Annotated in this window: 17 protein-coding genes; 7 read left to right on the top strand and 10 right to left on the bottom strand. The window is 56.2% G+C overall.

The features are described 5' to 3' along the window. Window positions 1-19: 19 nt before the first annotated feature. The 5 genes from K7H09_RS05320 to K7H09_RS05300 are packed head-to-tail and all read right to left on the bottom strand — an operon-like array spanning window position 20 to window position 5,454. Window positions 20-289: a K+/H+ antiporter subunit F gene (locus tag K7H09_RS05320; protein ID WP_008958594.1), complete on the bottom strand. Its 270-nt coding sequence runs from the start codon at window positions 287-289 to the stop codon at window positions 20-22. Next, window positions 283-780 (bottom strand): Na+/H+ antiporter subunit E, encoded by a 498-nt coding sequence (locus tag K7H09_RS05315; RefSeq protein ID WP_230803881.1) that lies wholly within the window; start codon window positions 778-780, stop codon window positions 283-285. Before K7H09_RS05315 ends, K7H09_RS05320 begins: the two co-directional genes overlap by 7 nt. After that, the gene (locus K7H09_RS05310; RefSeq protein ID WP_230803880.1) at window positions 777-2,288 is read right to left on the bottom strand and encodes a monovalent cation/H+ antiporter subunit D; all 1,512 of its coding nucleotides are present in this window, start codon (window positions 2,286-2,288) and stop codon (window positions 777-779) included. The genes K7H09_RS05315 and K7H09_RS05310 overlap by 4 nt, the downstream gene beginning before the upstream one ends. Beyond that, complete coding sequence (locus K7H09_RS05305; RefSeq protein ID WP_022523997.1) at window positions 2,285-2,617, bottom strand: Na+/H+ antiporter subunit C; 333 nt, start codon at window positions 2,615-2,617, stop codon at window positions 2,285-2,287. The genes K7H09_RS05310 and K7H09_RS05305 overlap by 4 nt, the downstream gene beginning before the upstream one ends. Further along, the gene (locus K7H09_RS05300; protein WP_230803879.1) at window positions 2,617-5,454 is read right to left on the bottom strand and encodes a monovalent cation/H+ antiporter subunit A; all 2,838 of its coding nucleotides are present in this window, start codon (window positions 5,452-5,454) and stop codon (window positions 2,617-2,619) included. The genes K7H09_RS05305 and K7H09_RS05300 overlap by 1 nt, the downstream gene beginning before the upstream one ends. 175 nt (window positions 5,455-5,629) lie before the next feature. Between K7H09_RS05300 and K7H09_RS05295 the strand changes: the two genes are divergently transcribed. Genes K7H09_RS05295 through K7H09_RS05285 form a run of 3 tightly spaced genes read left to right on the top strand, consistent with a single transcriptional unit; the run spans window position 5,630 to window position 9,399 of the window. Beyond that, the gene (locus K7H09_RS05295) at window positions 5,630-6,520 is read left to right on the top strand and encodes an ion transporter (protein WP_230803878.1); all 891 of its coding nucleotides are present in this window, start codon (window positions 5,630-5,632) and stop codon (window positions 6,518-6,520) included. Window positions 6,521-6,536: 16 nt separating this feature from the next. Beyond that, window positions 6,537-8,243 (top strand): 2-isopropylmalate synthase, encoded by a 1,707-nt coding sequence (gene leuA / locus K7H09_RS05290; RefSeq protein WP_230803876.1) that lies wholly within the window; start codon window positions 6,537-6,539, stop codon window positions 8,241-8,243. A gap of 34 nt (window positions 8,244-8,277) precedes the next feature. Then, window positions 8,278-9,399, top strand: coding sequence for a hypothetical protein (locus K7H09_RS05285; RefSeq protein WP_138800051.1), 1,122 nt, complete (start codon window positions 8,278-8,280; stop codon window positions 9,397-9,399). Between the two features lie 70 nt (window positions 9,400-9,469). Here the strand turns inward: K7H09_RS05285 and K7H09_RS05280 are convergent, their stop codons facing one another. Continuing rightward, a complete protein-coding gene (locus K7H09_RS05280) occupies window positions 9,470-11,488 on the bottom strand; it encodes a pyrroloquinoline quinone-dependent dehydrogenase (protein ID WP_138800052.1) in 2,019 nt (672 codons plus the stop codon). Between the two features lie 10 nt (window positions 11,489-11,498). Continuing rightward, window positions 11,499-11,864, bottom strand: coding sequence for a hypothetical protein (locus tag K7H09_RS05275; protein WP_027959048.1), 366 nt, complete (start codon window positions 11,862-11,864; stop codon window positions 11,499-11,501). A gap of 248 nt (window positions 11,865-12,112) precedes the next feature. Between K7H09_RS05275 and K7H09_RS05270 the strand changes: the two genes are divergently transcribed. Both K7H09_RS05270 and K7H09_RS05265 read left to right on the top strand, forming a co-directional pair. Beyond that, a complete protein-coding gene (locus tag K7H09_RS05270) occupies window positions 12,113-12,352 on the top strand; it encodes a type II toxin-antitoxin system Phd/YefM family antitoxin (protein WP_027959049.1) in 240 nt (79 codons plus the stop codon). 1 nt (window position 12,353) lies between these two features. After that, a complete protein-coding gene (locus K7H09_RS05265) occupies window positions 12,354-12,740 on the top strand; it encodes a type II toxin-antitoxin system VapC family toxin (protein ID WP_039859760.1) in 387 nt (128 codons plus the stop codon). 72 nt (window positions 12,741-12,812) lie between these two features. Here the strand turns inward: K7H09_RS05265 and epmB are convergent, their stop codons facing one another. Next, window positions 12,813-13,847: an EF-P beta-lysylation protein EpmB gene (gene epmB / locus K7H09_RS05260; RefSeq protein WP_027959051.1), complete on the bottom strand. Its 1,035-nt coding sequence runs from the start codon at window positions 13,845-13,847 to the stop codon at window positions 12,813-12,815. 164 nt (window positions 13,848-14,011) lie between these two features. Here epmB and efp point away from each other — a divergent pair, with 164 nt between their 5' ends. Together efp and epmA are read left to right on the top strand one after the other, a co-directional pair. After that, window positions 14,012-14,578 (top strand): elongation factor P, encoded by a 567-nt coding sequence (efp, locus tag K7H09_RS05255; protein ID WP_027959052.1) that lies wholly within the window; start codon window positions 14,012-14,014, stop codon window positions 14,576-14,578. An 86-nt stretch (window positions 14,579-14,664) separates the two neighbouring features. Then, complete coding sequence (gene epmA, locus K7H09_RS05250; protein ID WP_009287746.1) at window positions 14,665-15,645, top strand: EF-P lysine aminoacylase EpmA; 981 nt, start codon at window positions 14,665-14,667, stop codon at window positions 15,643-15,645. 28 nt (window positions 15,646-15,673) lie between these two features. On the opposite strand, the gene K7H09_RS05245 is transcribed toward epmA, so the two are convergent. After that, on the bottom strand, window positions 15,674-17,224 hold the full coding sequence (locus K7H09_RS05245) for a DHA2 family efflux MFS transporter permease subunit (RefSeq protein WP_190373434.1): 1,551 nt from the start codon (window positions 17,222-17,224) through the stop codon (window positions 15,674-15,676). Next, window positions 17,221-18,396, bottom strand: coding sequence for an HlyD family secretion protein (locus tag K7H09_RS05240; RefSeq protein ID WP_230803873.1), 1,176 nt, complete (start codon window positions 18,394-18,396; stop codon window positions 17,221-17,223). The genes K7H09_RS05245 and K7H09_RS05240 overlap by 4 nt, the downstream gene beginning before the upstream one ends. Between the last annotated feature and the right edge of the window lie 58 nt (window positions 18,397-18,454).

The following is an 18,454-nucleotide window of genomic DNA, read 5'->3' as shown; positions in this document are numbered from 1 at the left end:
GAGGCGACGATCACGGTACTCATTCGATAATATCTCCGCGCAGAATATATTTGCACACCGCAACGGTACTGATGAACCCTAGCATCGCGATCAGCAGCGCCGACTCGAAATAGGTTTTGCTGTTCAGCCATAGTCCCAGCAGCACGATCAGTGCAATCGAGTTGACGTACATAGTGTCCAGGGCGAGTACCCGGTCGGGCAGGCTGGGGCCGATGGTAAGCCGGTAGAGATTCATCAACAGTGCCATCACCACCAGGGCTAAGGTGATATAAAGCGCAATGCTCAGCATTCGTAAATCTCCTTGAGCGGGCGTTCATAGCGCTCACGAATCTGGTTAATCAGCGCCTCCTCATCGTCCACATTTAAGGCGTGAATCAGCAGCGACTTGCCATCCATGCGTAGATTGGCCGATACAGTGCCCGGTGTCAGGCTGATCGTGCTGGCCAGCAGCGTAATGGTGAAGCGCTCTTCGAGCATGAGTGGGTATTCAATAAAGTGAGGCTTAAGCTTGCGCCACGGGTTGGCGATCAAGTAAGCCACTTCAAAGTTGGCGATGATAATGTCGCCCAGCACCCGGAAAATAAACTGCAAAAGCGCGAAAGGTTTGGCGATAAGCGGTCGCGCATCCCAAAAGCGGTGGGTCAGCAGTGGGATCAAAATGGCTAATGAGCCACCGAGTACGAATTGACCAAAGGCGTAACTGCGTACCAGCAGCAGCCAAACGACTAGCAGTAGTAGCGATAAAACAGGCGTGGGTAGCCAGGAGCGCGGAGCAATCATTGGGCATCTCCAGCATCAGGTAGTAGCGTGCGAATCAGCACCTGGGGGTTGGCTAATTGCTCAGCCGTGGCTTGAGTGTAGCTGCTCACTGGCCCGGCCATGGCGACTAATAGAGGGGCTGCACTCAGCAGCCAAATAACCCCAAACCACTGGCAATGGGAAAGCGGCGTACCGCTGATCGTGCCCCGGTGGCTACGCCAAAACAGCGTAGAGCCAGCCCGGGAGAGGGCTATCAGCGAGGCTAAACTGGTTAGCAGCAGCAGCGGCCATAGCCATAGTCGCTGGGTGCCTTCGGCAGCATTGAGCATCAATGCTTTGCCGAAAGCGCCGGAGAACGGCGGGATGCCTGCGACGGCGATAGCGCCGACAAAAAACAACATGGCGAGTGCTGCGCCCTGCACCATAGGGCGGCCCTTGACTATGCGAGTACCCGCTTTGCCACGCTGGAGGCCAATCATTTCCGCTAGCAGGAACAGACCACCGGTGATCAACGTAGTGTGGATCAGATAGTAGAGTAGTGCAGAGACCGCCTGTGGCGAGCGCATGCCGATACCCGCCAGCAGCGTGCCCACTGACACCAGCACTAAATAAGCCACCAGCAGTCGTAAGTCCCGTGCGGCCATTACCCCAACGCCTGCGGCAGCCAGGGTAGCGAGCGATAGCCACCACACCCAGGGCTGTTCCAGCGCCTCCAAACCGCCAGCGCTATCGCCAAAAATGAGCGAGTAGACGCGCAGAATGGCGTAAATACCCACTTTGGTCATGATGGCAAACAGAGCCGCCACTGGCGCGGGGGCCGAGGCGTAAGCTTTGGGCAGCCAGAAGTAGAGCGGCAGAATGGCGGCTTTTAACCCAAACACGACCAGCAGCATCAGTGCCCCAGCGCTCACTAAGCCGTCACGCTCTTCGGGTAGTTCGGCTACCCGGATCGCCATATCGGCCATATTGAGCGTGCCTGTCGCGCCATACAGAATCCCCACTGCAATCAGAAACAGCGAAGACCCCGCCAGGTTGAGCACCACGTAGTGGACGCTGGCTTGAATGCGCGCTTTGCCGCCGCCGTGAAGCAGCAGGGCGTAGGACGCCAGCAGCAGAACTTCAAAAAAGACGAACAGGTTAAACAAATCACCGGTTAAAAAAGCACCGTTAATGCCCAGCAGTTGCCATTGAAAAAGACCATGGAAGTTGCTGCCTTTTTCATCGTCACCGGCGCAGGCAAACACTACTGCGCCAACGGCCAATACGGCGGTCAGCAGCAGCATTAACGCCGAGAGGCGATCCAGCACTAACACGATGCCGAACGGGGCTTGCCAGTCACCCAGCGCATAGTAGGTGACTTCACCACTGGCGGCTTGGCGTAATAGGCCTATCGCGACCAGCAGCAGCAGCACCGTGGCAGCAACACTCACCGTGCGCTTGTAACGCACTAATCCTTGGCGCTGATAGAGTAGCAATATGCCCGCGACTAGCGGCAGAACGACAGGGAAAACAATTAGATGCTGCATCATTCTCGGTCTTCCTTTTTACCGTCGACGTGGTCGTTCCCCACCTCACTCCGCGCCCGCATGGCCAGGATCACCACAAACGCCGTCATCGCAAAGCCAATCACTATGGCCGTGAGCACTAGCGCCTGGGGCAGCGGGTCGGCGAAACCTGCACCCTCGGAGACAATGGCAGCGCCATCAGTGGTTAGTCCCCCCATTGAAAACAGGAACAAATTCACTGCGTAAGAGAGCAGCGTAAGGCCCACCACGACCGGGAAAGTACGGCCGCGTAACGTTAGATAGAGGCCAGAAGCAGTCAATACACCGGTGGTCATCGCATAAAGCAGTTCCATTAACGAGGCTCCTTGGCAGAGGTGGCGGCGTTGGCATCAGCATCCTGTTCGCTTGCTTCGGTCACCGGGCGGTGAGCGGTGGTGACCTTACCAAGGTTGGCAAGAATCATCAGCGTAGCGCCCACCACCGCTAAGTAGACACCCAGGTCAAAGAGCAGCGCGGTGGCCAGTTCAAAGGTACCGATGAGTGGTAGGCTGAAATAGCCAAATGCGGATGTTAAGAACGGGTGACCAAATAGCCAGCTACCCAGCCCGGTTAGAGTGGCTATCGCCACCCCAATGACGGCTACCGGTTGGAAAGGGAAGTCCAAACGTTCTTGCGCCCACGCCACACCCCGGGCCATGTACAGCAGGATCAAGGCTACCGCAGTAATCAACCCCGCGATAAAGCCACCCCCTGGCTGGTTATGGCCGCGCAGGAAGATAAATGCAGATACCAACAGTGCCAGTGGCAGCAGCGTCATTGAAATTGACGTGAGTACCGCTGGGTAGCGGTCAGGTGACCATACCCGGCCTTCGCCGTCACTGTGCGGCATAAACAGGCGTAAGCGGTTCAGCAGCTTAAAGATCGCCAGGCCTGCGATGGCGAGTACGGTGATTTCACCCAAGGTGTCGAATCCCCGGAAGTCGACCAGAATCACGTTGACCACATTGTAGCCGCCACCACCGGGCTTGCTGTTCTCAATAAAGAAACTGGAAATCGACAGCGTCTCGCGGGTCATGACCGCGTAGTTAAGGCTGGCAATCACCAAGCCTAGCGTGCCTGCCAGCAACATATCGCGAACGTTGCGCAGTGGGCTGGATTCGCGCGGGGTCTTTTGGGGCAAGAAAAATAGCGCCAGCATCAACAGGATCATGGTCACCACTTCCACCGAAAGCTGTGTCAGCGCTAAATCGGGTGCTGAGAAACGAGCAAAGGTGAGCGCCACAAAGAGCCCGACGACCGATAGCATCAGCAGAGAGATCAGCCGGTAGCGGTGAGTGGCAGCGGTGGCCACGCCGCCAAACATCAACATCCCCGCCCCGAGTATGAGGATACCATCCAGCTCTTGATTGCCAGCAGCACCCGTTAAGTCAGTGATCTGAACCAGGCCGATCCCACCCATGACTAATGCGCCTAGCCAGAGCCAGCCCACATAACGCTGTAGCGAATTGCCTTCAAGCTTGGCAATAAGCTGCTCGGCGCGATAGCCCATGGAGACAAGCATGCGCTCAAACACCCGCCGGGCATCGACCCCGGCAAACTGCTGGGTAAATCGACGCACCTCGCCATAGCGCCAATAGAGTGCAATACCCACCACGAAGGCGAGCAAACTCATGATGAGCGGTAGATTCACGCCGTGCCAAATAGCCAGGTGGAAATCCAGTGGGCTACCAATCACCGCTTGGCTGGCGAGCTCTAATAATCCCGTTGCCATAAAAGCCGGGAACAGGCCCACTACCACGCACAGGGCTACCAATATTTCTACCGGCAAACGCATAAGGTGCGGCGGCTCGTGGGGCGATTTCGGTGGTGCTTCACGGGCCGGTTTGAAGAAAACGGCGTGCACCAAACGCAGCGAGTAAGCCACAGAGAGGATACCGCCCAGTGTTGCCAGCGCGGGCAATAGCCAACTAAGGCCGCCTAACACGGGCGTCGCTAGCGCTTCGGTGAAGAACATCTCTTTGGATAAGAAACCATTAAATAGCGGTACGCCCGCCATTGAGGCAGCCGCTAGCGTGGTCAAGAGTGCCGTCACTGGCATGGCTTTTTTCAGCCCGCCCAACTGTTTCAGCTCCCGGGTGCCGGTCTCGTGATCGATAATACCGGCACTCATAAACAGTGCGGCTTTAAAGGTGGCGTGATTCAGAATGTGAAACAGGGCAGCTAAAATCGCCATGGGGCTGCCGATACCCAACAGCACGGTAATCAAGCCTAAATGGCTAACGGTGGAGAACGCCAGAATACCCTTTAGGTCGGTCTTCATCAGTGCAAACCAAGCGCCATATAGCATCGTCACGATGCCCACTAGGGAGACCACCACGCTCCACAGCTCGCTACCCGCGATGGCTGGGTGCAGTCGTGCCATCAGAAAAATGCCCGCTTTAACCATGGTGGCCGAGTGCAGATAGGCTGATACTGGCGTGGGTGCCGCCATGGCGTGGGGCAACCAAAAGTGGAACGGGAACTGTGCTGATTTGGTAAACGCCCCCAGCAGTACCAAACCCAGCATAAGCGGGTAGCGGGAATCCGCCAGAATCACTTCGCCGCTAGCCAGTACATCGCCCATATTGAAGCTGCCCGCCATATCGCCCAACAGCAGTAAGCCCGCCAATAGCGCAAGGCCGCCCGCGCCGGTGACTGTTAGCGCCATGCGTGCGCCTTTACGGGCATCCGACTGGTGCGACCAGTAACCGATCAGCAAAAACGAAGAGAGGCTGGTTAACTCCCAGAAGAGCCATAGCAGAATCAGGTTGTCCGACATTGAAATACCCACCATTGACGCCATAAAAAGCATCAGGAAGGCGTAGAATCGGCCATAGGGTTCGTCTTTGGCTAAATAGTAGTGAGCATAAAGAATAATCAGCAGACCGATGCCGAGTATCAATAGGTTGAACAGCAGCGATAGCCCATCCAGGCGGAACGCCAAGTTCAGTGCCAGTTCCGGCATCCAGGTGACCGAAAAACGTAGCTGCTCGCCATCTAAAAGAGCTGGCACGTTGAGTAGCGTCATTACTAGGGCGGTAGCGGGCAGCACCGCCGTTGCAAGGGAACAGAAACCGCGCCCGCGCCGTGCGGTGAGTGCCGGCACCAGTACGCCTAGCAGAGGCAATAAGGCTATCCAAAGCAGTGTCATGGGGATCATCCAGCGGCTAAAGTAAAAAAAGTCAAAAGAGTACCAACAGGGCGTCTAAAGAGGCGTTCTGGTGGCGTAGGATACATCAAGTGAAACAACAGGATATCACTTGTGTAGCAGGTGTGTAATTTTAGTATAAAGTGTGCGAATTAACCGTTGAGAGATTTTTTGTTACATGAGTGAGTCCTTTACTAACTGGCAGTCCCGTTTCGAAAAGCTGCGGTCAAACAAGTTTTTTGAAGCGATGGTGATCGCCATTATCGTCATTTCCGCCCTGGTGATAGGGGCAAAAACCTACGACGAAACCACTCAGGTTGAGCAGTGGCTGCTCTATCTCGATATCGCGGTAACGATATTTTTCCTGATTGAGATTTTAATCAGAATGGCCGCGGAGCGCAGCCTGCTCGACTTCTTCAAAAAAGGCTGGAACGTTTTTGACTTCCTGATTGTGACTGCCAGTCTCATCCCCATGGATGACTCGGAAATGGTGCTACTGGCCAGGCTGCTGCGCATTTTCCGGGTACTGCGCCTGGTGTCGATGATTCCTGAACTTCAGATGCTACTTAGCGCCCTGGTGAAGTCGGTGCCACGGATGGGCTATGTGGTACTGCTGATGTTTATCATCTTCTATATATACGCTGCCATTGGGAGCTTTCTGTTTCACAATGTAGACGAGGGGCTGTGGGGCAATATTTCCCTGGCCATGCTAACGCTATTTCAGGTGGCGACCTTTGAGAGCTGGGCCACCGCTGTGCTGTATCCGGCCATGGAGGTCTACCCCTACGCTTGGATCTATTTTCTCACCTTTATCTTTTTGAACGCCTTTATCTTTCTCAATATGATGATTGGTATTGTGCTGGACGTGATGCAGAAAGAGAGCGCGCAAATGGCGCTGGACAACGGCGAAGGCGAAGAAGCCGAGCTGCAGTCGCTGCGCAATGATGTTCGCGGGCTGAAAGCGCAGCTTGACCGTATGGAGTCAGCGCTCTCTCAAGCATACTCGACAGCCCCAACACACCAGAATGACGCGGGCGGTAAGCACAGCGACAAGCCCACAACTGACTGATTTTAGGAGAGCCGCCATGATGTTGACTGATCCTGCCAAAAAGTACCGCCCCTTTGTGGCCGTTGATCTGCCCGACCGCCAGTGGCCGAGCAAGCGTATTGAAACAGCGCCTGTCTGGTGTAGCGTTGACCTGCGCGACGGTAACCAGTCGCTGATCGACCCTATGGATCAGGAGCGCAAACAGCGCTTATTCGACATGCTGCTAAGTGTCGGTTTTAAACAGATAGAAGTGGGCTTTCCGTCAGCCTCCCAAACCGACTTCGATTTCGTTCGCTCGCTGATTGAGCAGGATAAAATTCCTGACGATGTGACCATTCAAGTGCTAACCCAGGCACGTCCGCACTTGATTGAACGCACCTTTGAATCGCTACAAGGCGCCAAAAACGCTATCGTCCACGTCTATAACGCTACCGATCCCATGTTTCGCCGGGTAGTGTTCAATGTCGATAAAGCTGAATGCGTGCAAATCGCCGTCGAAGCAACCCAGCAGATTCGCGCGCAGATGGACGCCGCACCAGAAACCAACTGGACGTTCCAGTACTCGCCGGAACTCTTCACTACCACCGAGATGGACTTTGCCGTTGAGATCGTCGAAGCGGTCATGGACGCTTATGGCACCCGCGCCGATAAGCCCATGATCGTGAACCTGCCTGCCACGGTAGAAGTCGCCACGCCCAACAACTACGCCGACCAGATCGAGTGGTTCTGTCGCCACGTCAAAAACCGCGACCACTTGATTGTCAGCGTTCACCCCCATAACGATCGCGGTACCGGCGTTGCGGCGGCAGAGCTGACGCTGATGGCCGGAGCTGATCGCGTTGAGGGTACGCTGTTTGGGAATGGCGAGCGCACCGGCAACGTTGATATCGTCACCCTGGCGATGAATATGTATACCCAGGGCGTTAACCCCCAGCTCGATTTTTCCAATATCACGCCCATCATGCGCGAAGTGGAGTACTGCAACCAACTGCCGGTGCATCCGCGCCACCCCTACGTGGGCGATTTGGTGTTTACCGCCTTCTCCGGCTCTCACCAGGATGCGATCAAAAAAGGCATGGCGGATCGTCGCGCCAACCCTGATGCCGTTTGGGATGTGCCTTATTTGCCTATCGATCCGCTGGACGTGGGCCGTAGCTACGAAGCGGTGATTCGGGTTAACAGCCAATCGGGTAAAGGCGGTGTTTCCTACCTGCTTGAGCAGGAACACGGTATTGAGCTACCGCGCCGGCTTTCCATCGAGTTTAGTCAGGTCGTTCAGGAAGTGGCAGAGCGCACCGGGCGTGAGATCACCTCGCAGATGATCTATCAGGCGTTCTCGGATGAGTATTTAGAGCAGCGAGTGCCCTTTGCATTAGTTAACCACCGTTTGTCGTCTGAACCCGACAGCCCCAAAGTCACGCTGGACGCCGTAATTGAGGAGAGCGGCACACGGCAAACGTTAAAGGGCGAGGGCAACGGCCCGTTAGCGGCCTTTGTTAAAGCACTGGCAGCCGCAGGGCACGATGTAGAGATTATTGACTACCACGAGCACTCCCGTGGCCAGGGCGCCGACGCTGAAGCGATCGCCTATGTGGAAGTGCGTATCGACGGCAAAGCGGTATTCGGTGTAGGTAACGATGAAAGCATTACCAGCGCGTCGATGAAGGGGGTATTGAGTGCGATCAATCGCCACTATTCGACCCAGCCTGCGGCGGCCAACGTAACGGCAGAGACGTTGGGGTAATACTGCAGTTACCAGTTGAGCGAGGTGAATTGCAATGCGGCCCTGGCAGATAATGGTAGTAACCGCGATAGTGATCGCCGGGCTAGCATCAACATTGGCCTCTCATGAGCCGTTTGAGTCCAAACTGGTAAGATTGGAAGCTCAGCGGGCATTGCCCTCGCTAGAGGCGGCGCTTCAGCAGGAAACAGCGGAGCTCAATGCGCTGTTTCTCAGTTATGCTGACGATCAGGCGCTGTGGATGAGCGCCTCTTTGGCGATTTTGCGCCACGGTGATATGGCCCGCGATGTATTAGTGGAGTACGGCTTACTGCCCAATTTTCAGCGAGTACTGGTGCGCTATGGGGCTGACGCCGTACTTCCCATTAGCTACTTTCGCAACCACGATGTGGCCACGCTAAAGGCGCAGTACTGGGTCGGTGAGCGTTATCAGCAATTCAGCCGCTGGTGGAGCGATGAGGAGGGAGATGCGGATTCAGCGTTTACTCCTTATCGACGTGGGCAGATGGGCATTGTGCTGCTGGATGCCAATGGTCACGCGCTGCTCAACCAGTTTGTGGTCAGTGAACAAGGCGACGTGGAGTGGCTACAGGGTGAGCGTCTGGTTGCGGGCCTAGGCGATTTCTTCACCAGCGGGCTACGCGATTTGGAAAGCCAGTGGCGGCGGGGTGACGACATTGGCGCCGCCGATCTAGGCTGGGCCGGTGTCGATCTACTCGTGATGGCCAGCACCGTGAAGGTGCTGCGGGCAGGCAAGGCCGCTCGTGCTGCCCGGGTGGGCAGTGTGGAAGCCCAGGGGACTCGTGCTGGTTTGCGCCAAGGCGCGTTAATGAGTGGTGGCGGGCGTTTTGCGGCGTTGCCACGTATGGCCAAAGTAGCCGCTGTGGCGGGCACTGCCTATGTAGTGGTTCGCCATCCAAGCCTTGTGAGCGCACTTGGCGCCAACCTCTCTTCCTGGCTAGGCTGGCCGGTTTGGCTCGGTCAGTTTCTTATCTGGCTCATCGTGCTACTGCCAGTACTCTTCATTGCGCGCTTTATTTACCGCTGGCTACTTACGCCGATACTGTGGCTGCTGGTGCCGCTGATGCGGGTATGCTTTAGGGCGGCAAACAATCAGTTAGCCAGGCGTACCAAGCCTCAGACCCGTGATCTTGGCTGAAGCAGTGAGAGAAAGTAGTTGTTAACGTAAACGGGGCAGCCTCTGAGGCCGCCCCGTTTTACGCTAAGGGTTACTCTGGCAGCGCGTAGACCGCGATCTGATCACCCACCTGGTCTTTCAGAATGGTATTGCCACCGGAAACAAAGGCGACATATTGGCGGCCATTGTACTCGTAGACCGCGGGGTTCGAGACGGAGGGGGCTTCGGTCTGGTCTGACCAGAGCTCCTCGCCGGTCTCAAGGGAGTAGGCACGCACCTTGGCATCCATGGAAGCGCCAATAAAGATAATATTGCCTGCGGTTACGGCCGGGCCACCGATGGTGGGCGAGCCCCAGCTCTCAGGCATAAAAAAGCCATACTGTTGCGATGCTCCCACCGGACGACGCCATTTGATATCACCGCTGGTCATATCCAGGGCGACAAGCTCGCCAAAGGGGGGCTCCCAGCAGGGCATGCCTAGCCGGTTAAGCGCTACCTCAAGGCGCATCCCGTAGGGGGCGCCTTCTTGAGGGGCGAAGCCGCTTTCGTTGCCGGAGCCGCTATCCGCTTTGTCATAATCTTCGCGATTATAGAGTTTTATGTACTGCACAATGTGCGAGGTATTGACGATCGCTGTCTGGCTTTCGGGGTCGAAGGCTACGCCGCCCCACTGAACGCCACCCGCGCTGATGGGAAAGCCAAGGGTGCCTTCGCCTTGGGTCGTCGGTGGGGTGTACATGCCTTCATAGTGAAGATCGTCCCACAATGCGGAACACTCTCCGAAGCTAACCGCGTCGGCCAGCGCCCAGACGTTGGGCTTTTCAGACTGATCTAACAGCGGTTCCGGTTTAGTCGGGAAAGGCTGGGTCGGCGCGTAAACTTCGCCCTCAACGCTGCCGTCGCCGCTGGGTACCGGGCGCTCCTCAATCGGCCAAACGTCTTCGCCTGTTTCGCGATTAACCACGAACAGAAAGCCCATTTTGGTTGCCTGGATGAGTGCCGGTATTTCTTCACCATCTACTGTGATGTCCATCAGCGTTGGTGCGGCATTGATATCGTAATCCCAGATATCGTGATGTACCCACTGCCGCGACCAAACCACTTCGCCGGTCTCGATATCCAGGGCAGTGGTGGATGTGCCCAGAGGCACTTCTTCGGTGCGATTGCCGCCCCAGTAGTTCGGCGAGGGTGAGGAAACCGGCAGATAGACTAAACCACGCTCCTCGTCGGCGGACATATGTGTCCAGACATTGGCGGTGCCGCTTTGATCGCGCATCTCATCGGAAAGTGCCTGGAACGTCCATTCACGTTCTCCAGTGCGGGCATTAATTGAGTAAACAGTGCCGGGTGGCGCCTGTTCGTAGGCCCAGTCCATCCCTGCCCAGCCGAGTACCAAGTGGTCTCCCACCACGGTAGGGGGTTGTAGTAGCGAAAGCGGCCAGCGGTCGTTGGTGTCGTTCCACTGGTTGACGTCGAGCACACCGTTATCGGCAAAGTCGGCGCACTGTTCGCCACTATCGGCATCAACCGCGAAAAGCTGTGCATCCATGGTGCCCATATAGATAATTTTCTGACAGGGCTCGCCTGCTACCGGATCGTCGGCTTCCCAATAGGCCACACCACGGTTTTTCAAGGCGGGTTGAGTTAGCGCTTCCAGAGAGGATTGAGTATCGAAACTCCATTTCTCTTCGCCACTACCGGGGTCTAACGCGAGTATGCGGTAGAAGGGAGTACCAATATAAAGGGTATCGTTAGCAAACACCGGGGTCGCTGACCAAACGGTGGCTGGCAACTCACCTGAGCCATCCGCGACATCGCCGGTATGCACTTCCCATACCTTCTCCAGCTCGCCAACGTTATCAGTATTGATTTGATCAAGCGGGCTATATTTTTGGGCATTAAGCTGGCCATGGAAGCTGTTCCAGGTCGGCTCGCCAGGCACCAGCGGGATGGGAGCGCGACTGGGCGCTTCTTCTTGCTCGGGATTCTCCTGCTCACTGGGTTGACCCTGAGCCAGTAACGGCAAGGGCGTAAAACAGATCGCCAGGGCGGTGACTGCGCCTAAGCCTGGGGTTATCGATTTAAACGGGGTGGGTAATAATGTCGGCATGGGCGGCTCCTCAGGTGTGGGTGAGACGGGCGTGATGGGTTGCGCGAACCATATCAACAATCAAGCCGATCAGACCGACTACCATGGCTGCGCTGATCCACCACTGATGCAGCAGCATTCCGGCGAAAAATGTACCGGCAAGCCCGATCAGGATGAGTATCCGCAGTACGATGGAAGCACCACGCCTTTTGACTTTAAAGAGAAGTAACGCCATCACCGCAAGGGCGAGACAGGCCACAATGGCGACCAGTGCCCCGAGCGTTCCAGTGACGCCGGTTAGTGGTGTGAAATAGGCATATAAAGCGATGGCCAGCCCGGCAAGCGAGGCTATTAAGAGGACGAAAGCGCCCGGTCTGGACGAGAGAGATGGTGACATAACGCTATGGCCTCCTGCTGAGTGAGATGCCCAACGTTGAGGCTAATTCAACGTCAGAAATCGTTAGCACTATAACTTTAGCAGAAAACGATATTTTTACGATCTGGGTGACATGTCTTGATTAACTGTAGCAACACCCAGCGCTGTTTTTTCAATGAAGGGGAGGCATTGTAAAAGCGTTCGTCTCAGCTAAACTAGACCTATTAAACTAAGCTTACTAACCAAGTCGCATTTTTAGGAGATTTTATATGGAGGCTATCAATATTCACGAAGCTAAAACACGGTTGTCTCAGCTAGTGGCGAGGGCTGCCGAGGGGGAGGGGTTTATTATTGCCAAAGCAGGCAAACCGATGGCACGCGTGACGGCCATTGATAGCCCTACTTCTGGACAGCAAAAGCGTCTGGGGTTTCTGGCAGACCAGTTTAAGATACCTAATGATTTTGATCGTATGGGACAGGAGGAAATAGCCGAGATGTTTGGAGGTTGATGTGAATCTACTTCTGGACACGCATGTTTTGCTCTGGGCGGCGGCAGCGCCGGAGAGGCTTTCTGTTGATGCGCGAGCTATGATTAATGACGAAGATAACAGGCTCTATTTTAGCGCTGCCAGCATATGGGAAGTGGTCATTAAGAACAGTCTGCAACGCCCTGATTTTCACGTTGACCCGCACTTGCTGCGTCGTGGGCTGCTGGATAACGGTTATTTAGAACTTTCTATCAGTTCATTGCATACACTTAACGTTGCTCATTTACCAGTCATCCACAAAGACCCTTTTGATCGAATTTTGGTGGCCCAGGCAGAAGCTGAGGGATTTTTGCTGCTTACTGCGGATGAGCTGGTGGCTCAGTATGCTGGGCCTATCCGGAGGGTATAACTAACTTGTGGCTTAAGGCTTCAGCACTGAGCCATTCAAGCGTCTCAGTGCCGGCTGTTTCTTCAACATGCGTCACAACGGCGTTTTACTTCCCCTTCCAGGAATTTCTCGCACTAGGCGTGGCATTAAGAAGCCGGGTAAATGATCGCGAAGATGAGCAACCAGCTCGCGTGCTTCGCTGTCCGGCACATCAAAATGCGCAGCGCCTTGCACAGGATCCAGTACATGCAGGTAATAGGGCAGAATACCTGCTTCGAATAGCCGTTCAGAAAGTGCGGTAAGGGCCGTGACACTATCGTTCACATTGCGCAGCAGTACACTCTGGTTGAGTAGTGTTGCACCCGCCTGCTTAAGGCGCGCGCAGGCGTCTACCACCGCCTGGTCGATTTCATTGGCGTGGTTAATATGCAACACCACCACCTTTTGCAGGCGTGTAGAGGAAAGCCAGCCAAGCAGAGCGTCATCGACCCGATCGGGAATCACCACCGGCAGGCGGGTATGAATGCGTAGCCGTTTTAGGTGCGGGATACTTTCTAGCTGCTCCACCAGCCATGCCAACTGGCGATCGCTGGCGGCCAACGGATCGCCGCCAGACAGAATCGCCTCGTGAATAGTGGTGTCAGCGCGCAGGTAATCCAGCGCTTCCTGCCACTGCGCTCTGGAGGGTGAGTTATCGCTATAGGGAAAATGGCGGCGAAAGCAGTAGCGGCAGTTGATGGCACAGTTGGGGCTGGCGATAAGCAGCACTCGGCCAGCATACTTATGGATCAGCCCTTTGGCGGGCCGATGTTCGGCTTCTTCAAGCGGATCGACGACGTAGCCATGTGGCGTTAGTGCTTCCTCGCCAAGCGGCAGTACCTGACGCAGCAGCGGGTCGTTTATGTCGGCATAGGCTATTCTGTTGAGGTACGCTTCAGGCACACATACGTCAAACAGTGCATGTCCAGCCTTGGCGCCCGCCAACCAGTCGTGGCTTAGGCCCAGCCGTTCGCATAGTGTTTGCGGGTCACGAATGGCATGAGAAAGCTGCTGCTGCCAAGTGGAATGCGCCAGTGAGTCGCGATGGCTTTGCGTTTCAGACGCGGCAATAATGATGTTCTCCTGCAAAAAAGCCCTCCTTCGGGTTATCATGCGCGCACTTATTTAACGACGCCATTTGCAACGCTGCTGGCATATAGCTACTGGTATATAAACCTGCTGACAGTGGCAAAGTATGGCTTCGCGCACCACCTGTTGATACAAATAACTGAAATGGATGATTGAGAGACATTATGGCGAACTATTCTACCAACGAATTCAAGGCCGGTCTGAAAGTAATGCTCGACGGCGATCCTTGTGCAATCGTTGAGAACGAGCTGGTCAAGCCCGGTAAGGGGCAGGCGTTTAACCGAGTTAAACTGCGGAATTTGATGACTGGCCGCGTAGGTGAGAAGACTTTCAAATCCGGTGACTCGCTGGAAGGTGCCGATGTCATGGATTTAGAAATGGAGTATCTCTACACCGATGGTGATATGTGGCACTTCATGAAGACCGATGGCTCGTTTGAGCAGTATGCGGTAGAGAAAAAAGCGCTAGGCGATACCGTCAAGTGGCTGAAAGAGCAGGTGCCCTATATCATTACGCTTTGGGATGATAAGGCCATTTCCGTGACGCCGCCTAACTTTATCGAGTTGGAAGTCGTGGAAACAGATCCCGGTTTGAAAGGCGATACGGCACAGGGTGGTTCTAAGCCTGCGACGTTGTCTTCTGGCGCTGTGGTGCGTGTGCCGCTCTTCATTAACCAGGGCGAAGTGTTGAAAATCGATACGCGCAGTGGGGACTACGTCTCACGCGCTTGATCGCTTTCCAGGGCGCTTGTATGTCTTAATGGCCACGCTTTGTGCGTGGCCATTATTATTTAAGGTGATTTTTTCAAGGAGTCGTTATGGCCATTGATTGGCAACCCTCAGCGTCCTTTGAAACGCTGCGCGAACGGGCGCGGTTAATGGCCAAAGTGCGCGCTTTTTTTGCCCAGCGTGACGTGCTGGAAGTGGAAACGCCCGTGCTGGGGCAGGGGGGAAGCACGGATATCCATTTGGTGTCGCTGCACACTCTGGCGCGCACGGACAAAGGGCAGCGCCGTCTATGGCTACAAACCTCCCCTGAATTCCATATGAAGCGCTTGCTCGCAGCGGGCAGTGGGCCGATCTTTCAGCTTGCGCGAAGTTTTCGCGATGGCGAAATCGGCGCCCGCCATAATATTGAGTTCACTATGCTGGAGTGGTATCGGCCGCAATTTACGCTGGATCAACTGATTGATGAGACTGCGACGCTCATTATGTCACTGTTGCCCAGTTTCCCCGGCCCACCTGTGCATTACCGCTACCGGGAGTTGTTTCATACTTACGTAGAGGTTGATCCGTTCACGACGTCTCTGGATAGGCTGAGGGCGATAGCTGCCGAGCGGGCACAAATGTCTGCCCAATCCTTAGCTGATGAAGGCCGCGAGACCTGTCTTGACCTGTTAATGAGCGTGGTGATCGAGCCGCAGTTAGGCCAGCAGGAGCTAAGCGTGGTAGTTGATTATCCGGCTAGCCAAGCAGCCTTGGCGCGACGCCATCAAGATGCAGATGGTGAGTGGGTGGCTTCCCGCTTTGAGGTCTATCTTAACGGTATTGAGTTGGCTAACGGCTACGATGAGCTGACCGATGCGGCTGAGCAGCGCACGCGCTTTGCTGAAGATAACGCTGAGCGCCGCCGTTTGGGCTTACCGGAAGTGGATGTGGATGAGCGGCTGCTGGCCGCACTTGAGCACGGAATGCCCGAAGGCGCCGGTGTGGCGCTGGGGATAGATCGCTTGATTCAGTTGGCACTCGGCAAGGCACGCCTGGAAGACGTGCTTACATTCTCAACGCCCAGCTGTTAGCGGCTAGTCGCTAACAGGCTGCAAGCCGTCAAGCCGAAATCCTACGCAGTAGGAATACCAGCGGTACGCTGGCAATGTAGATCAGTCCCATCCAAGTAAAGATGTCGTTAAAGGCCAGCACTTGTGCCTGCTGAGAGACTCGTTGCGCCAGCATGGCGACGGCGGTGTGATAGGTATCGGGCACCGAGCCGGCGAGCATCGCTTGGTATTTGGCGATCTCCGCTACCACGACCTCGCGGCTAGTATCGATAGCAGGGATGAGCTGATTCCAGTGAAAGTCCTCGCGGATGTCGCGCACCGTATCGATCAGCGCCAGTCCCATGGCACCCCCCAGGTTGCGCATCACGTTAAAAAGCCCACTGGCGTTGCCTACCTCGCTCGGCGGCAGGGTGCCCAGGGCAATACGCGAGGCTGGAATGATACACAAGATCAGCCCCATGCCGCGCACGATCTGCGGCACGCAGAACTGCCAAAAGCCCGACTCCACGGTAAGATTGGCGTTCATTATGGTGCCCACGCCGACCAGCAGCAGGCCCATAAACAGCATAATGCGCAGATCGAGGCGGTTGGACAGCTGACCGACAATAGGCGCGCAAAGAAACATCGTCAGCCCGGTGACGAACATCACCTGACCAATTTGCAGGCTCGAATAGCCGCGCACATAGCCAAAAAACAGCGGCATGATGTAGACCAGCCCGTAGAGCGCGATGCCGATGATAAAGCCCATTACGGCGCCGATGGCAAAGTTGCGGTTGGTAAAGGCGCGCAGATCGACGATTGGGTGGTCGCTGCGCAGGGTGCGGATGAAGAACCAGGCTCCCGCCACTAGGCAGGTCAGGCTGAACAGCAAGATTCGCTGGCTGGCAAACCAGTCATCGCCGGGCCCTTCTTCAAGCACAAACTCTAGCGAGCCCAAAAACACCGCGATCAATACCAGGCCGATCAAGTCCAGGTGGCGCGCGACCGCGTGGTTGGGTTTGTCGATATCGAGAAATGTCCAGGCGGCCCAGCAGACCAGAACGCCGGGGATCACGTTGGCCAGGAACAGCCAGTGCCAGCTGAGCGTCTCGGTGATGTAGCCGCCCACGGTGGGACCCACCGAGGGTGCCATGGTGACAACCATGCCGATCACCGCCTGCACGCTGCCCATCACCCGGCGGGGAAAGATCGAAAAGCTAACTGCCTGGGTAATGGGTATCATCGCTCCGCCCATAAAGCCCTGAATAGCGCGCAGCACGATCAGTTGCTCGATCGAGGTGGCCAGCGCGCAGCCCAGGCTCGCCAGGGTGAAGCCGACGCACGACAGGGTGAAGGCTACTCGAGTGGAGAGAATGCGCATCAGCATGCCCGACAGCGGGATCATCACAATCTCGGCGATCAGGTAAGCGGTCTGCACCCAGGAGATTTGATCCTCGCTGGCTGAGAGCCCCGCCTGGATTTCGTTGAGCGAGCTGGCGACGATCTGAATATCCAGAATTGCCATGAACATGCCAAACACCGCAGCAATGAAGCCAATGCGCTGTGGCCAGGGTGGCATGTCGTTAACGCCCGTCACCGAGCCGGCGACCGTCTCGCTCATGACTTGGGCCGCTCCGCTGCCAACTGCTGGGCAGGGCGGGAGTCATTTTGTGGTTCAAGATGACGAGTATCGATCTCGGGCACGGCCGATAGCCCGGCGCGCAGTTGGCTCAGCGCCTCGGTGGGGCCGGTGACGCGGATCTTGACCGGCACCCGCTGGACGATTTTGTTGAAATTGCCGGTGGCATTGTCCTGGGGCAGCAGGCTGAACTCGGTGCCGGTGGCTGGCGACAGGCTGTCGACGATGCCTTCGTAGGTAATATCCGGGTAGGCATCCAAATGCACCGCGACTGGCTGGCCGACGCGAATCCGTTCGAGCTGGGTCTCCTTAAAGTTGGCTGCCACGTAGGCCGACTCGATGGGTACCAGCTGCAAAAGCGTCAGCGACGGCTGCGCTAAGGTGCCGACCTCAACGCGTAGATTGCCAATCGCGCCGTCCCGGGGGGCGACGATGCGGGTCTTATCCAACTGGTGGCGAGCATAGTCAAGATCGGCGCTAGCGGCGTCCAGATTGGCTTCAGCACGGGTCACGTCGCTCTCGGCCACGGCTAGCTGCCGCCTGGCCGAGACAACCGCGGCTTGGCTTTCGGCAAGCTTTGCCTGGGCGACACTCAGTGCGGCCTGGTCATCTTCGCGCTGCTGACGGGAGCCATAGTTGTTGGCGGCAAGCGATGAGGAGCGCTCCAGATGCTGGCGCGCCTGGTCAAGATTAGCCTGGGCCGCCTGCTGCTGAGCCGTGGCCTGATCGATAGCCGCCTGCTGCAAATCTACCTGGCGGTGTGATTGGGCGATTGAGGCTGCGGCCACTGCCTGCTGGGCCTCGGCCTGGGTCACCTGGTCGCGGTAGCTCTCGGCGTCTAGACGTATCAGCAGATCGCCTTGCTTGACCGTTTGGTTATCATCTACTGCCACCTCGACGACCCGCGCTGATAGCTCGGCGCGTACCGCGACGCTGTCGGTGCGCACATAGGCATTGTCGGTCTCTTCCATGAAGCGCCCGGTTTGCCACCAGCCCATGCCCCACCAAATTAGCGCCGCCAGGACGATAATCCCCGCCACCATAGCGAGTAACTTGCGGCTAGTTTTGCCGCTGGAGTGGGCATCTTGACCCGCGACGGTATGGCTGCTTTGGCGCTCATCCGGGGGCTCGCCCGGCTTAGTATTCGATGTCATGACCACTCCTTAAGGCAATAGCGCTCCTGCTAGGGGCTCCCTGTGAGGCAAAGACACC

Origin of the sequence: Halomonas sp. IOP_14, from assembly GCF_021021315.1 — a bacterium.
GTDB classification, from domain to species: domain Bacteria; phylum Pseudomonadota; class Gammaproteobacteria; order Pseudomonadales; family Halomonadaceae; genus Vreelandella; species Vreelandella titanicae.
This window is presented reverse-complemented; position numbering and strand designations above follow the sequence as displayed.

Coding starts and splice junctions, on each gene's coding strand:
- K7H09_RS05295 (WP_230803878.1), top strand. CDS start 5,630: ATGAGTGAGTCCTTTACTAACTGGCAGTCCCGTTTCGAAAAGCTGCGG.
- K7H09_RS05320 (WP_008958594.1), bottom strand. CDS start 289: ATGCTGAGCATTGCGCTTTATATCACCTTAGCCCTGGTGGTGATGGCA.
- K7H09_RS05275 (WP_027959048.1), bottom strand. CDS start 11,864: ATGTCACCATCTCTCTCGTCCAGACCGGGCGCTTTCGTCCTCTTAATA.
- K7H09_RS05305 (WP_022523997.1), bottom strand. CDS start 2,617: ATGGAACTGCTTTATGCGATGACCACCGGTGTATTGACTGCTTCTGGC.
- K7H09_RS05300 (WP_230803879.1), bottom strand. CDS start 5,454: ATGACACTGCTTTGGATAGCCTTATTGCCTCTGCTAGGCGTACTGGTG.
- K7H09_RS05270 (WP_027959049.1), top strand. CDS start 12,113: ATGGAGGCTATCAATATTCACGAAGCTAAAACACGGTTGTCTCAGCTA.
- epmA (WP_009287746.1), top strand. CDS start 14,665: ATGGCCATTGATTGGCAACCCTCAGCGTCCTTTGAAACGCTGCGCGAA.
- K7H09_RS05245 (WP_190373434.1), bottom strand. CDS start 17,224: ATGAGCGAGACGGTCGCCGGCTCGGTGACGGGCGTTAACGACATGCCA.
- K7H09_RS05315 (WP_230803881.1), bottom strand. CDS start 780: ATGATTGCTCCGCGCTCCTGGCTACCCACGCCTGTTTTATCGCTACTA.
- leuA (WP_230803876.1), top strand. CDS start 6,537: ATGATGTTGACTGATCCTGCCAAAAAGTACCGCCCCTTTGTGGCCGTT.
- K7H09_RS05280 (WP_138800052.1), bottom strand. CDS start 11,488: ATGCCGACATTATTACCCACCCCGTTTAAATCGATAACCCCAGGCTTA.
- K7H09_RS05285 (WP_138800051.1), top strand. CDS start 8,278: ATGCGGCCCTGGCAGATAATGGTAGTAACCGCGATAGTGATCGCCGGG.
- efp (WP_027959052.1), top strand. CDS start 14,012: ATGGCGAACTATTCTACCAACGAATTCAAGGCCGGTCTGAAAGTAATG.
- K7H09_RS05310 (WP_230803880.1), bottom strand. CDS start 2,288: ATGATGCAGCATCTAATTGTTTTCCCTGTCGTTCTGCCGCTAGTCGCG.
- K7H09_RS05240 (WP_230803873.1), bottom strand. CDS start 18,396: ATGACATCGAATACTAAGCCGGGCGAGCCCCCGGATGAGCGCCAAAGC.